At 70.5% G+C, this 13,903-nt stretch carries 14 protein-coding genes; 10 read left to right on the top strand and 4 right to left on the bottom strand.

From position 1 onward, the window contains the following. Positions 1-80: 80 nt before the first annotated feature. The 7 genes from pdeM to holA all read left to right on the top strand — a co-directional run bounded on the left by pdeM (position 81) and on the right by holA (position 7,843). Complete coding sequence (pdeM, locus tag ACFDTH_RS00430) at positions 81-740, top strand: ligase-associated DNA damage response endonuclease PdeM (RefSeq protein ID WP_375285520.1); 660 nt, start codon at positions 81-83, stop codon at positions 738-740. Positions 741-817: 77 nt separating this feature from the next. Continuing rightward, the gene (locus tag ACFDTH_RS00435; RefSeq protein ID WP_375285521.1) at positions 818-1,429 is read left to right on the top strand and encodes a YqiJ family protein; all 612 of its coding nucleotides are present in this window, start codon (positions 818-820) and stop codon (positions 1,427-1,429) included. Next, a complete protein-coding gene (locus tag ACFDTH_RS00440) occupies positions 1,426-3,081 on the top strand; it encodes a flotillin family protein (RefSeq protein WP_375285522.1) in 1,656 nt (551 codons plus the stop codon). The genes ACFDTH_RS00435 and ACFDTH_RS00440 overlap by 4 nt, the downstream gene beginning before the upstream one ends. Before the next feature lie 66 nt (positions 3,082-3,147). Next, the gene (locus ACFDTH_RS00445) at positions 3,148-3,585 is read left to right on the top strand and encodes a DUF3576 domain-containing protein (RefSeq protein WP_375285523.1); all 438 of its coding nucleotides are present in this window, start codon (positions 3,148-3,150) and stop codon (positions 3,583-3,585) included. A 6-nt stretch (positions 3,586-3,591) separates the two neighbouring features. Further along, positions 3,592-6,201, top strand: coding sequence for a leucine--tRNA ligase (gene leuS, locus ACFDTH_RS00450; RefSeq protein ID WP_375285524.1), 2,610 nt, complete (start codon positions 3,592-3,594; stop codon positions 6,199-6,201). Between the two features lie 98 nt (positions 6,202-6,299). Beyond that, positions 6,300-6,842, top strand: coding sequence for an LPS assembly lipoprotein LptE (lptE, locus tag ACFDTH_RS00455; RefSeq protein WP_375285525.1), 543 nt, complete (start codon positions 6,300-6,302; stop codon positions 6,840-6,842). Then, positions 6,839-7,843 (top strand): DNA polymerase III subunit delta, encoded by a 1,005-nt coding sequence (gene holA, locus ACFDTH_RS00460; RefSeq protein WP_375285526.1) that lies wholly within the window; start codon positions 6,839-6,841, stop codon positions 7,841-7,843. The genes lptE and holA overlap by 4 nt, the downstream gene beginning before the upstream one ends. A gap of 54 nt (positions 7,844-7,897) precedes the next feature. Here the strand turns inward: holA and ACFDTH_RS00465 are convergent, their stop codons facing one another. Then, entirely contained in the window at positions 7,898-8,416 is a 519-nt protein-coding gene (locus tag ACFDTH_RS00465; RefSeq protein WP_375285527.1) for an RcnB family protein, read from the bottom strand. Between the two features lie 163 nt (positions 8,417-8,579). Continuing rightward, positions 8,580-9,041, bottom strand: coding sequence for an outer membrane protein assembly factor BamE (locus ACFDTH_RS00470; RefSeq protein ID WP_375285528.1), 462 nt, complete (start codon positions 9,039-9,041; stop codon positions 8,580-8,582). A 96-nt stretch (positions 9,042-9,137) separates the two neighbouring features. On the opposite strand from ACFDTH_RS00470, the gene ACFDTH_RS00475 reads away from it, so the two are divergent. Both ACFDTH_RS00475 and ACFDTH_RS00480 read left to right on the top strand, forming a co-directional pair. After that, positions 9,138-9,659 carry a ubiquinol-cytochrome C chaperone family protein gene (locus ACFDTH_RS00475; protein ID WP_375285529.1) on the top strand — a complete coding sequence of 174 codons (522 nt, stop codon included), beginning with the start codon at positions 9,138-9,140 and terminating at the stop codon, positions 9,657-9,659. Next, complete coding sequence (locus ACFDTH_RS00480; RefSeq protein WP_375285530.1) at positions 9,649-10,155, top strand: DUF177 domain-containing protein; 507 nt, start codon at positions 9,649-9,651, stop codon at positions 10,153-10,155. Before ACFDTH_RS00475 ends, ACFDTH_RS00480 begins: the two co-directional genes overlap by 11 nt. 126 nt (positions 10,156-10,281) lie before the next feature. Here ACFDTH_RS00480 and ACFDTH_RS00485 read toward each other — a convergent pair whose 3' ends face one another. Together ACFDTH_RS00485 and ACFDTH_RS00490 are read right to left on the bottom strand one after the other, a co-directional pair. Continuing rightward, positions 10,282-10,818 carry a histidine phosphatase family protein gene (locus ACFDTH_RS00485; RefSeq protein ID WP_375285531.1) on the bottom strand — a complete coding sequence of 179 codons (537 nt, stop codon included), beginning with the start codon at positions 10,816-10,818 and terminating at the stop codon, positions 10,282-10,284. After that, complete coding sequence (locus ACFDTH_RS00490) at positions 10,815-13,553, bottom strand: ATP-dependent DNA helicase (protein ID WP_375285532.1); 2,739 nt, start codon at positions 13,551-13,553, stop codon at positions 10,815-10,817. Before ACFDTH_RS00490 ends, ACFDTH_RS00485 begins: the two co-directional genes overlap by 4 nt. 169 nt (positions 13,554-13,722) lie before the next feature. Between ACFDTH_RS00490 and ACFDTH_RS00495 the strand changes: the two genes are divergently transcribed. Next, positions 13,723-13,903 (top strand): ATP-grasp domain-containing protein (locus ACFDTH_RS00495; RefSeq protein WP_375285533.1); only part of this gene is annotated, 181 nt, incomplete at its 3' end.

Below are 13,903 nucleotides of genomic sequence, written 5' to 3' on the forward strand. Positions count from 1 at the left end.
GACTTCGCTCAGCACGAACGGAGGCTGCACGATCGGGCTAGCGCTTGACCCGGCAGACTCCCCCGGCGCATGGCCGCGTCATGGTTCCCTTTTCGTTCGGTGGACATCAGCTGGTCGCGCTGCCGCAGGGGGCGGTGTTCTGGCCTGCGCGCGGCGCGCTGCTCGTCGCCGACCTCCACCTCGAAAAGGCGAGCTGGTACGCCCGGCTGGGCCAGATGCTGCCGCCCTATGACAGCCTCGCCACGCTCGCTGACCTGTCCGCGCTGGTCGCCGCCACCGGTGCGCGCGAAATCTGGTGCCTGGGCGACAGCTTCCACGATGTCGACGGCTGCGACCGGCTGCCCCCGCAGGCGCAGGAGACCTTGCGCGACCTGATCGCACGGACCGCCTGGACCTGGATCACCGGCAACCACGATCCGCGCATCGACCGCTGCGGCGGCACGGTGCTGGACGAGGCGGTGGTGGAGGGGCTGGTGCTCCGCCACGAGGCCGATCCGGCCGAGCCGCGCCCGGAGCTGTCGGGCCACTTCCACCCCAAGCTGCGCGTGCGGGTGCGCGGCAAGCTGGTCGCGCGCCGGTGCTTCATCGCCAGCGAGACCAAGCTGATCCTCCCCGCCTTCGGCGCGCTCACCGGCGGGCTGGACGTTGACCACCCCGAGATCGCCCGCGCGGTCGGCCGGCCGGCGCAGGCGCTGGTGCCGGTGGAGGACCGCCTGCTCCGCTTCCCGATCGCGGCATAGCGCTGCAACGGGGAGCGTCCTGCGCTTGACCCTTTCCGGAGCTGCGTTAGGCTTCGGCGACGACGGGGGGAGTGCGGGTGCTGGAATGGCTAGTCGCGCCGGGGGCGATCGCCTTCTCCGCGGCGCTGGTCCTGATGGCGTTGGTCGGTGTGGTCGAGGCGCTCGGTCTGGGCGCTGGCGCGGTCGACCTTGATCTGGATGCGGACGGCGGCCTGCTCGACTGGCTGGGCGTCGGGCAGGTGCCCGTGCTGGTGCTGCTGGTCGCCTTCCTCGCCGCGTTCGGCGGGCTGGGGTTGGCGGGGCAACAGGCGGCGCTGACGCTGACCGGCGCTTTTCTCTCCCCATGGATCGCGGTGCCTGCCGCGCTGGTCACCGCTTTGCCGGCGACCGCCCTGCTCGCCCGTGGCCTCGCCCATATCCTGCCGCGCGATGAGACCACCGCCTTTGATGTCGAGGATCTGGTCGGCCGCGCCGGCACGATCACCGTCGGCCGTGCGCGCGAGGGGTCGCCGGCGCGCACCCGCGTCCTCGACCCGCACGGCCAGGCGCATCACGTGCTGGTCGAGCCCAACGACCCTGCCGAGATCTTCGAAGAAGGCGATACCGTGCGCCTCGTCCGCCGCGAGGGGGATCGCTTCCGCGCGATCCTCCACGTCTCACCCCGCTTGACCGACTGGATGAACCCATGACCGATCTCGTTCCCGCCGGCCTCGGCAGCGTCGTCCTCTATGCCGGCGTGCCGCTCCTTGCGCTGATCATCATCGGCATCATCACCGCGCGACTGTACAAGCGCGCGTCCAAGGAGATCGCCTTCGTGCGCACCGGCTTCGGCGGCGAGAAGGTGGTGATGAATGGCGGCGCGCTGGTGCTGCCGGTGCTGCACGAGACCATGCCAGTGAACATGAACACCGTGCGGCTCGCGGTGGAGCGCCGCAACGGCGACGCCCTCATCACGCTCGATCGCCTGCGCATCGACGTGCGCGCCGAGTTCTATGTCCGCGTCCGCCCCGATCGCGAGGCGCTGGCGACTGCCGCGCAGACGCTGGGCCAGCGGACGATGCACCCGGAGGCGCTAAAGGAACTGGTCGAGGGCAAGTTCGTCGATGCGCTCCGCTCGGTCGCCGCTGGGATGACGATGAACCAGCTGCACGAGCAGCGCAGCGAGTTCGTCCAGAAGGTGCAGCAGGTCTCCAGCGCGGACCTGGCGATGAACGGGCTGGAGCTGGAAAGCGTGTCGCTGACCGGGCTCGACCAGACCAGCATCGAGCATTTCAACGCCAACAATGCCTTCGACGCGGAAGGCCTGACCAAGCTGACCGAGCAGATCGAGCTCCGCAAGAAGACCCGCAACGACATCGAGCAGGACACCCGCGTCCAGATCGAGGCCAAGAACCTCGAAGCCTCGCGCACCTCCTTCACCATCGCGCGCGATGCCGAGTTCGCGCGATTGGAGCAGGAGCGCGAGTTGGAGGTCCGTCGCGCCGAACAGGCGAGCGAGATCGCGCGCCAGCAGACCGATCGCCAGCGTGAGGCCGATCAGGCGCGGATCGCCGCCAAGCAGCAGACCGACGCCGCGCAGATCGAGGCCGACCGCGCCATCCAGGAAGCGCGGATCGCGCAGGAGCAGGCGCTCGCCATCGCTCGGCAGGAGCAGCAGATCGCGGTGCAGAACAAGAGCCGCGAGGAAAGCCAAGCCAAGGCGGAGGCGGACAGTGCGCGTGCCGCGGCGGTTGCGGCGGAGGAGAAGGTCTCCACCGCCCGCGAGACCGAGGTGGCCGAGCGCCAGAAGCGCATCGAGTTGATCGATGCCGCGCGCGAGGCGGAGCGCGCCGCGATCGCCATCAAGGTTCAGGCCGAGGCCGAAGCGCAAGCGGCCGCCGATCGTGCCGCGGCGATGCGGGCGGCGGCGGAAGGCGAGGCGGAGGCGGAGAAGCTGCGCGCCGAGGCGAGCCGCGTTCGCTTCGAGGTGGAGGCGGCCGGCCAGCGCGCGGTGAACGAGGCGGCCAACCTGCTGTCCAGCGATCAGGTCTCGCTCCAGACCAAGCTGGCGCTGCTCAAGGTGCTCCCAGAGCTGGTACGCGAGGCGGCCAGGCCGATGGAGGCGATCGACAGCATTCGCATCGTCCAGGTCGATGGGCTGAACGCCGGCGGGAGCGTGTCGGTGGGAAGCGGGGACGCTGCACCCGCGGGGGACGGCAACCTCGCCAACTCCGCCGTCGCGGCGGCGCTGCGCTATCGCGCCCAAGCGCCGGTGATCGACGGACTGATGAAGGAACTGGGCTTGAACGGAGCATCCCTGGACGGACTGGTCAAGGGCGCCGCGTCCGATCCAGCGGCATAGCCGCGCCGCTTGCGACCCCAACCCGCCGCCTGTATCGCTCCCGCTTCACCGCAGGACTTTGCCCGAATGTTCACCCGCCCGTTGCGCACCGTTCTCGCGCTCGCCCTCGTCGCTGGCCTCGCCGCATGCGGTGGCGGGCGGAAGGCCGACAAGACCGATCTCGCCGCCTCGCGGGTAACCACCATCGGCGTGAACAGCTATCTGTGGCGCGCGACGCTGGACGCCTTGTCGTTCATGCCGCTGGCGCAGACCGATTCCAACGGCGGTGTCGTGGTGACCGACTGGTACGTCAATCCGCAAACCCCGGCCGAGCGCGTCAAGGTGACCGTCTCGATCCTCGACCAGGACCTGCGCGCCGATGCGGTGCGCGTCGCCATGCAGCGCCAGGTGAACCAGGGCGGCAATTGGGTCGCGGCGCCGGTGCAGGCCTCGTCAGTGCAGAAGCTGGAGGACATCATCCTCACCAAGGCCCGCGACCTGCGCCGCGCCCAGGTCGTGGACTGACGATCGATGGACCGATTCGACGCCGGCTCGGCCGATGCGCGCTGGCAGCGGGTGTGGGAGGAGCGCGGCACCTTCACCGCGGATGATGCCTCGCCGAAGCCCAAGACGTACGTGCTGGAGATGTTCCCCTATCCGTCGGGGCGCATCCACATGGGGCACGTGCGCAATTACACGATGGGGGACGTGCTCGCCCGCTTTCGGCGGATGACCGGGCATGAGGTGCTCCACCCGATGGGCTGGGACGCCTTCGGCATGCCTGCCGAGAATGCCGCGATGGAGAAGGGGGTGCACCCCCGCGGCTGGACGCTCGACAATATCGCGACGATGAAGGCGCAGCTGAAGCGCCTCGGCTTCGCGCTCGACTGGTCGCGCGAGCTGGCGACGTGCGAGCCCGACTATTACGGGCACGAGCAGGCGCTGTTCCTCGACATGCTCGCCGCCGGGCTGGTCTATCGCAAGGAATCCTCGGTCAACTGGGATCCGGTCGACATGACCGTGCTCGCCAACGAGCAGGTGATCGACGGCCGCGGGTGGCGCTCGGGGGCCTTGGTCGAGAAGCGCAAGCTCAACCAGTGGTTCCTGCGCATCACCCAGTTCGCCGACGAGCTGCTGGAGGGTCTCGGCACGCTGGAGCATTGGCCCGACAAGGTGCGGCTGATGCAGGAGAACTGGATCGGCCGGAGCCAGGGCCTGCGGTTTACCTTCAAGCTCGTGACTCCCCTCCCTGAGAGGGAGGGGCTGGGGGTGGGTGGAGGCCAGGCGGTACCGCAGCCCGAACCCCAGCCCGACCGTATTACGAGCGCGCCACCCATCCCCGACCCCTACCTTGGAGAGAGGGGAGCAGGTGAAGTCGAAGTCTTCACCACCCGCCCCGACACGATCTTCGGCGCGGCCTTCGTCGCGGTCGCGGCGGACCATCCGATCGCGCAGGCGCTCGCCGCGGAGAACCCCGAGGCGGCCGCCTTCGTCGTGCGCTGCAAGCAGGGCGGCACCACTGCGGCGGAACTTGAGACGCAGGAGAAGCTCGGCTTCGACACGGGGCTCCGCGCGGTCCATCCGCTCGGCGCGGGCGAGCTCCCCGTCTACATCGCCAATTTCGTGCTGATGGAATATGGCACCGGCGCGGTGTTCGGCGTGCCCGCGCACGACCAGCGGGACTTTGAGTTCGCGACCAAATACGCACTGCCGATCCGCCGTGTCGTCTCCGACGGCGACAAGGATGCGCCCGAGTTCACCGATGCCGAGGCCTATACCGGCCCCGGCACCCTGGTGAACTCGCACTTCCTCGACGGCATGGACGTGGAGGACGCCAAGCGCGAGGTGATCCGCCGGGCGCAGGACGGCGGCTGGGGCGAGGGCACCACCGTGTTCCGGCTGCGCGACTGGGGCGTCAGCCGCCAGCGTTACTGGGGCACGCCGATCCCGGTGATCCACTGCGCCGAATGCGGCGTGGTGCCGGTCCCCAAGGATCAGCTCCCCGTCGTGCTGCCCGAGGACGTCAGCTTCGAGATCCCCGGCAATCCGCTCGACCGGCACCCGACCTGGAAGCACGTCGCCTGCCCGCAATGCGGCGCAGAGGCGGTGCGCGAGACCGACACGCTCGACACCTTTGCCGATTCGAGCTGGTATTTCATCCGCTTCGCCAGCCAGCCGAAGGACCGGCCGTTCGACCGCGCGGTGGCCGAGCAATGGCTGCCGGTCGGCCAGTATATCGGCGGGGTTGAGCATGCGATCCTCCACCTGCTCTACGCCCGCTTCTGGACGCGCGCGCTGCGACACATCGGCAAGCTCGACGTGGCGGAGCCCTTTGCCGGCCTGTTCACCCAGGGCATGGTGACCCACGAGACCTACAAGTCGTGGGACAACCGCTGGCTCTCGCCCGCGGAGATCGCGGACGGCGTGGAGACCGCTTCCGGCAAGCCGATCCAGATCGGCCGCGTCGAGAAGATGTCCAAGTCAAAGAAGAACACCGTCGATCCCGAGCCGATCGTCGATCGCTACGGCGCCGATGCGGTGCGCTGGTTCATGCTCTCCGATTCGCCGCCCGAGCGCGACCTGGAGTGGAGCGAGAACGGCATCGAGGGCGCCTATCGCTTCGTCAATCGGCTGTGGCGGCTCGTCACCAGCGAAGCGGGCGAAGGCCCGCGCGACGCCGCGCTCGACAAGGCGGTGCACCGCACCACCGCGGCGATCGCCAAGGACATCGAGGCTTTGTCGTTCAACAAGGCGGTGGCGCGGCTCTACGAGCTGACCAGCGCCATCGACAAGGCGTTCGGCCCCTCGCGCGCCGATGCGGTCGCCACGCTGGTGCGGCTGGTCGCGCCAATGGTGCCGCACCTTGCCGAGGAGGCCTGGGCGGCGCTGGGCAACACCGGCCTCGTCGCCGACGCGGCCTGGCCCGAGGTCGATCCCGCCCTGCTGGTCGATGACGAGGTGACCGTTGCGATCCAGGTCAACGGCAAGCTCCGAGACACGCTGACCCTGCCCAAGGGTATGCCCAAGGACCAGGTCGAGGCGGCGGCACTCGCCAGCGAGAAGGTGGTGCGGCTGCTGGAGGGCCGCGCGCCCAAGAAGGTGATCGTGGTGCCCGATCGTCTCGTGAACCTGGTCGCGTGAGGAACCGCACCAACCGTCACCCCGGCCTTGTGCCGGGGTCCACCGTGCGGCAAGGCGAAAGCCTCAGCGACGGCGCGCGTCGCCCGGCCCAGCGGTGGATGCCGGAACAAGTCCGGCATGACGGCGGGGGAAAGATCGCCCGGCCCTGGCTTGCAATCGCGCCTCTTGCCCTCGCGCTCTCCGCCTGCGGCCTCCACCCGCTGTATTCGGGCGGCAGCAGCGGCGCGACCGCCTCGGCGCTTGCCGCGGTCGAGGTCGCGCCGATCGAGGGCAAGGCGGGCTGGCTGGTGAGCAACGCGATTCGCGACCGCATCCAGATGGCGGGACAGGCGAGCCCGCGCTACCGCCTCCAGATCACGCTCGACGACCAGATCACCGGCCTCGCCATTCGCCGCGACGGCGCGGTGACGCGCGAGCGGCGGACGCTGCGCGCGCGCTTCCAATTGGTCGATCTCGCCAGCAACGCCACCCTGCTCGACGATACCGCCGGATCGGACGCGGGGATCGACGTGGTCTCCAGCGAATATGCCACGATCGCGGCGGAAAGCACCGCGCTGGAGAACCTGTCGCGGATCGTCGCCGACCAGATCGTCGCGCGCGTCGCGCTCTACGCGCGGGAGCGGCCCGCGCCCGCCTCGTGAAGGCGAACGAGGCGCAGGTCCGCGCGGCGCTGGAGAAGCCGGGCAAGACGCGCCTGTTCCTGTTCCACGGCCCCGACGAGGCGGGCGCACTCGCGCATGCCGAGCGGCTGGCCAAGGCGCTGGGGCCCGAGGCGGAGCGGATCGACCTCGATGGCGCGACGCTCAAGTCCGATCCCGCCCGGCTTGCAGACGAGGCGGCGGCGCTGTCGCTGTTCGGGGGCGCGCGCTGGATCCGCGCCACCGGCATCGGCGAGGAGAGCGTCGCCGCCGTCGAGGCGCTGCTTTCCGCCGAGCGGACCGGCAATCCGGTGGTGCTGGTCGCCCCGAACGTGCGCACCACCGGCAATCTGGTGAAGCTTGCGCTCGCCGCGCCCGACGTGCTGGCGCTCGCCTGTTATGCGCCGACCGGCCAGCAGGCCGAGCAGATCGCCGCCGGGCTGCTGCGCGAGGCGGGGCTTCAGCCTGGCGGGCAGGTGTCGCGCCGCATCGCCGCGGCGGCGGGGGGCGACCGGGCGATCATGGCGCGCGAGATCGACAAGCTGGCGCTGTTTCTTGATGCCGCCCCGGATCGTCCCCGTCCCGCGGACGATGCCGCGCTTGACGCGATCGGCGCGGACCTGGGCGAGGCGGAGGCGGGGCGCGCGATCGCCGCGATCGTCGCCGGCCGCCCGGCCGACCTTGCCCTGGAGTTGGCACGGCTGGAGGAAGCGGGCGTGTCGCCGATCGCCTGGCTGCGCCAGCTCGCGCGCCGGCTCGCCTCGCTCGCCGAGATGCGTGCGGACGTGGATGCCGGGCAGGGCGTCGATGCGGTGATGAAGAAGCACCGTGTCTTCTTCAAGGAAGAGGCGGCGACGCGTTCGGCGCTCGGCCGCTGGCCCGCGGCCAGGCTCGCGGTGGCGCTGGAGGCGGTGCGCCGTGCCGAGCGGGCGACGATGGCGCCGGGCAATGCCGGCGACGTGCTCGCCGCGCACGCCGCGCTGGATCTCGCTGCCCGCAAATGAGCGAACCCCGGCCGGCATGATGCCGACCGGGGCCCTCTCCACGTGACGAATGGTTTACCGGTAGAACGCCGGGATCACGCGGACGACACGGCCGCGGCGGTAATCCACCAGCACCACGTCGTTATAGTGCCGGATCCAGCGCCGACCCACACCGGCCACCGGCAGGCGGAAGCGCCACGGATCGCGGATCCAATAGGCCGAGCCATAATAAGCCGGAGCGATCCGCGCACCCACGCCGAAGCGGGTGTAGCGGAACGGCGCGCGCCAGTTGCCGCGCGCGTAGAGGCGCGGGTTGTAGCGGCGGTAGCTAGACCAGTCGTTGTCCCGCCAGCGATGGCGGCGGTCGTTGAAATCCTCGCGATATTCGCGGCGCGCTTCGCGCAGGTCCTCGCGCGCGTCGCGGACGTCGCCGCGGTCACCGCGGCGGACGGCGCGGTTCAGGTCGCGTCGCTCGTCGCGGATGTCCTGCCGGTCGCGGCGCAGCTCGCGCGACTGGGCGGAAGCAACCGTCGGAACGGCAAGGCTGGGGATGGCAACGGCGGCCATCAGCATGGTGGTCATGAGCTTACGCATGGCATTCACTCCCTTCGCGTGGCGAGGCGGAAGAAGGCTCCGCGATTCGCCGTGAGTTGGTAAATGCCGACCTGCCGCTGAATGTTTCGGGAACGAACCAGTCAGCAAAGAGAAAGTTGTATCATTCCGTATCAAGTCTCTGATAGAACAGGTGAAGTCCTTATCAGGGGCTGGTACGGCCCCCACCTGGAGCGCCGCCGGCGGCGCCGACCGCGCCGATGTTGCCGAACAGGTCGTCGAAGAAACCGCGCTCGCGGCCCAGCGTCGGCGTGGTCTTGCCCATCGGATCGATGGAGGCGACCTGATCCTTGCCCGACTTGCGGATCGCGGTGACGTTGCCACCCGCGTCGAAGCTGATCTGCAGCGTCAGCTGCTCGCGCACCTTGGGCTTGTTGAACGCGTAGTTGCGGCTGTCGCGCGCGACATAATACCAGTCGCCCTGGTTGAACTGGCTGGCGAAGCTGGGATGCCCAAGCGTCGCGAGCACCGACTGGCGGTTGTCGACGCCAGGCCGGATCGAGTTCACCAGTTCGGCATCGACGATATAGCCCTGGTGCGAGCGCAGCGGCGCGCAGGCCCCCGCGGCGAGGAGAGCGAGCATCGCGGGGGCAAGCAGAAGGCGCATCGTTACTCCACGGGAGGCCGCCATTGCGCGCGCGGCCATTCGGCTCAATATGCCGCGCCGCCGCCGGGCACAAGGCGGGCGGCTTGTGGAGCATGCATGGCCTGGTTGGATCGCTGGTTCGGGAGGAAGGAGGAGCCGGCGCGCGCGCTCTACGATGCGGTGGTCCGCCAGGGTCGCGCCGAGCATTGGTACCTCGCTGGCGGCGTGCCCGACACGATCGACGGCCGCTTCGACATGATCGCCACGGTGCTGGCGGTGGCGCTGCTGCGGATCGAGGCGGCAGGCGAGGCGACGGGCGCGCCGGAGCTGGGCGTGCAGCTGACCGAGCGTTTCGTCGACGACATGGATGCGCAGCTGCGCGAGATCGGCATCGGCGACATCGTCGTCGGCAAGCATGTCGGCAAGATGATGGCGATGTTGGGCGGGCGGCTGGGCGCGATGCGCGACGCCGGCGGCGCGGCGGCGTTCGAGGCGGGGCTGGTGCGCAACCTCTATCGCGGCGCCGATCCCGGCGCGGCGGCGCTGGCGCATGTGCGCGAGGAGCTGGAGGCGTGGCGCGCGACGCTGGACGCGACCCCGCTCGACCGGCTGGGTCGGGGAGAGATCGATGGCGCCTGAATTTTCCCGGCCCGAGCGGCTCGACACGATTGGCGCGGGCGCGCGCAGCGTGACGGTGGAGGCCGATGCCGATGAGCGGCGGCGCCTGGCCGGGCGATTCGGGCTGGTCTCGGTCGAGCGGCTGGCGGCGTGGTTCGAGGTGCGGCGCGAGGCGGCTGGGATCGCGGTCGAGGGTCGGGTGGAGGCGACGGTGGTGCAAGCCTGCTCGGTCACCGGCGATCCGCTTCCCGCCACCGTCGACGAGCCGGTGCGGCTGCTGTTCGTCGAGCCGTCCGCCGGGGGCGAGGAGATCGAGCTGTCCGACGATGCGATCGACACGGTCGAGATCGAAAGCGGCGCCTTAGACCTGGGCGAGGCCGCGGCGGAGACGATGGCGCTGGCGCTCGATCCGTTCCCGCGCAGCCCGGCGGCGGAAGCGGCGCTCAAGGAGGCGGGCGTACTGAGCGAAGGCGAGTCGGGGCCTTTCGCTGCGCTCAAGGCACTGAAGAAGGATTGAGGTTCGAAGCGACCTTCAACGACTCTCACTAACCTCCGTTCGCCCTGAGCGAAGTCGAAGGGTACGCGCTGCGCTCGCTAAGGTGCTTCGACTTCGCTCAGCACAGACGGGGAACAGACGGAGGATTTACTCTCCCGGCCCCAGCGCCGGATCAATGTCCCGCGGCCGGATGAACCGCTCCAGCCGGCCGGTGCCCGGCGCGACGTCTGCCCAATCCTGCACCGCAAAGGCGATCTCGGCGACGCTGGCGGTGGGGTATTTCTCCTCCACCTGATCGCGCAAACCGTCCGCTGCATCAGCGACGAGCAGCAGCACCAGTTCCTCCAGCCCCGGATTGTGCCCGACCAGCAACAGCCGTGCGGTGTCCGCGGGCGTCTCGCGGATGATGTCGAGCAAGGTCGCGGGAGAGGCGAGGTAGGCGCGCCGGTCCCAGGCGGGTTCCAGCCGGGTGCCGAAGCCACCCTCGAACTCCCCGATCGTCTCGATCACCCGCTGCGCCGGCGAGGCGACGACATGGTCGAAGGCGAGGCTTAGCCCGCGCAGGTGCCGCCCCATCGCCACGGCGGCGCGCTTGCCCTTGGGATTGAGCGGCCGGTCGAAATCGCGCGCGACCGGGTCGTCCCAGCCCGACTTGGCATGGCGCAGCAGCGTCAGCGTCTTCAACCGGCGTCTCCGTTGGCTGGAACGCGCGCCTCATGCCCGATCGCGCCCGCGCTGCAAAGCCGCGCGACTCGCGTCACCGCCTCGTCGAGCGGCACCCGCGTCACCGCCACGCCCGGCGGAAAGGCAGAGAGCAGCCGCGAGGGCATCGCCGCCGAGAGCAGCACGAACGCGCCGCGATCGTCGGCGCGCCGGATCAGCCGCCCGAACGCCTGCGCCAGTCGCGCCCGCACGATCCGGTCGTCATAGGCGCTGCCCCCGCCGGCGAGCTTGCGCGCGGCGTGGAGCACGGTCGGCTTGGGCCAGGGCACGCCCTCCATCACCACCAGCCGGAGCGAGCGACCGGGCACGTCCACCCCGTCGCGCAAGGCATCGGTGCCGAGCAGGCTTGCGTGCGGATCGTCGCGGAAGATGTCCACCAGAGTGCCGGTGTCGATCGGATCGACATGCTGCGCGTGGAGCGGCAGACCGGCGCGGGCGAGCCGGTCGGCGATGCGCGCATGCACCCCGCGCAGCCGGCGGATGGCGGTGAACAGCCCTAGGGTGCCGCCCCCCGCCGCCTCGATCAGCCGCGCATAGGCGCCGGCGAGCGAGGGGATGTCGCCGCGCTTGATGTCGGTGACCACCAGCACCTCGGCATGCGCGGCATAGTCGAACGGCGAGGGCGCCTCGAAGCGGACCGCGGCGCGCGACAGGTGCGGCGCGCCGACCCGCGCCTCCGCGGTGTCCCAGTCGCCGCCCGCGGTCAGCGTCGCCGAGGTGACCAAAGCGCCATGCGCGGGGCGCAGCACGATCTCGGCGAAGGGCTTGGTCGGATCGAGCCAGTGGCGCAGCAGGCCCACGTCGATCTCGCGCCCCTCCGCCCGGTTGACCACCAGCCAGTCGACGAACTGCGGCACCGCGACGCCGCCGACCCGCGCCAGCAGCGCCAGCCACGCCGACACCGTCTCCACCCGCCAGCCCAATGAGGCGATCGCGCCCTCGATCCGCGCGCGGGCGGGCGCGTCCATCCAGTCGGGCGCCTCGGCGAGCACCGCCTCCAGCCGGCGGCCGAGCACCACCAGCGGCCGGTGCAGCGCTTCCAATGCGTCCGCCGCGCTGGCGGCGGCCTCGATCAGCTCGGCGCTGGGCTCGGCAAGCTCGGTCTCCAGCCCATAGCCGGCATCGTCCTCGCGCTCCGCACGCGCGTAGGTAAGGCCGCGCACCGCCGCGAGCAGATGCTCGACCGGCCCGAACGGCTGCCCCTCCGCCAGCCGCCCCAGCCAGCCGTCCGCCGCCAGCGCGCCCGCCGCGGTCACTGCCTGCGCGATCGCGGCGCCGCCCTGCTCGTCATAGCTGGCGACATCGGAGAGGCGCGCCGCTAGCCCACGCCGCCGCCCGCGCGAGGTGCCTTCCGGCCCGACGATCCAGCGCCGGAGCTCGATCGTCTCCTGCCCGGTCAGCGCGGTGGAGAACATCATGTCCGCCGCATCGAACAGGTGGTGACCCTCGTCGAAGACGTAGCGGGTCGGCCGCGTCGCCAGTTCGCGCCCGCGCGCGGCGTTGACCATCACCAAGGCATGGTTGGCGATGACGATGTCCGCCTCCGCCGAGGCACGCGCGGCGCGCTCGATGAAGCACTTCCGATAGTGCGGGCAGCCGGCATAGACGCATTCGCCGCGGCGATCGGTCAGCGCGGTCGAGCCATTGCGACGGAACAGGGTGGTCAGCCAGCCGGGCAGGTCGCCGCCGACCATGTCGCCATCGGCGCTATACGCCGCCCAGCGCGCGACCAATTGCGCCAGCACCGCCGCACGGCCGGCGAATCCGCCTTGGAGCGCATCCTCCAGGTTGAGCAGGCACAGGTAGTTCTCGCGCCCCTTGCGGGTGACCACTTTCGCCCGCCGCTCCGCATCGTCGGGATAGACCCGGCGCGTCTCGTGGGAAAGCTGCCGCTGGAGCGCCTTGGTATAGGTGGATACCCACACCGGCCCACCCGCCGCCTGCGACCACAGCGAGGCTGGCGCGAGATAGCCCAGGGTCTTGCCGATCCCCGTCCCCGCCTCGGCGAGCACCAGATTGGGCGCGTCGCGGATCGCGCGCGGGGTGAAGGCCTGCGCCGCCGCCTCGGCATAGGCGCGCTGCCCCGGCCGCGCCTCCGCGCCGGCGCCGGTCAGCTCGGCGAGTCGCGCACTCGCCTGCTGCGGATGCAGCTGCACCGTGCGGGGCAGCGGGCGCGGCGCCGCCTCCTCCCATTCGGGCAGCCTGGAGAACAGCCAGCGCTCCGCTTTCTCCGGCTTGCGGATCCGCTCGGTCAGTAGCGGCGCCCAGGGCCAGCGCAGCCGGAACAGCGACTGCGCCGCATTCCATGCGCCCTCGCGCTCGGCCCAGTCGCCCGCGGGCACGCTCAGCAGCCGCGCCGCCGCGTCGAGCAGCAGCCGGGCGATGTCGGCATCGTCCTCCGGCTCGACCAGCCCGGTTGCCGCGGCGAGTCCCTTGGGCGTCGGCACCATGAAGCGCGCCGGGTGAAGGAAGGCGTAGAGCTCCAGCAGGTCGAGCCCCGACAGATCGGCATAGCCCAGGCGTTGCCCGATCAGCGGCGCGTTGAGCAGGATCATCGGCGTGTCCGCCGCCTGCCGGATCGCCTCGCCGCGCGACACGGGGCGCACCTCCACGCCGGACAGGTCGCCGCGCGCGATCCAGATGCCCGAATGGCTGGCGTGGAGCGCGGGATAGGGGAGCGCGGAATGGGGCGGCACGCGGGCGAAGATAGAACGCCACGCGAACAACGACCAGCGCTAAGCATCTCTTGCAACTGCGTCGCAACATCGCTCAGATCAAACTATCCGTGTCGACAGGGTGGATTCACACGCGCGCCTGTGCTTTAGCCGGCGAGACTCTCCCGCATATGCGAAGGATGCGCCCCTCATGAACATCCACGAATATCAGGCCAAGGAGCTGCTGGCGAAGTTCGGCGTGCCCGTTCCCGCCGGCCATGCCGCAATGACCGTCGAGGAGGCGGTCGAGGCGTCGAAGCAGCTGCCCGGTCCGCTCTATGTCGTGAAGGCGCAGATCCACGCCGGCGGCCGCGGCAAGGGCAAGTTCAAGG

Source organism: Sphingomonas sp., from assembly GCF_042096255.1.
In the GTDB taxonomy this organism is placed as follows: domain Bacteria; phylum Pseudomonadota; class Alphaproteobacteria; order Sphingomonadales; family Sphingomonadaceae; genus Sphingomonas.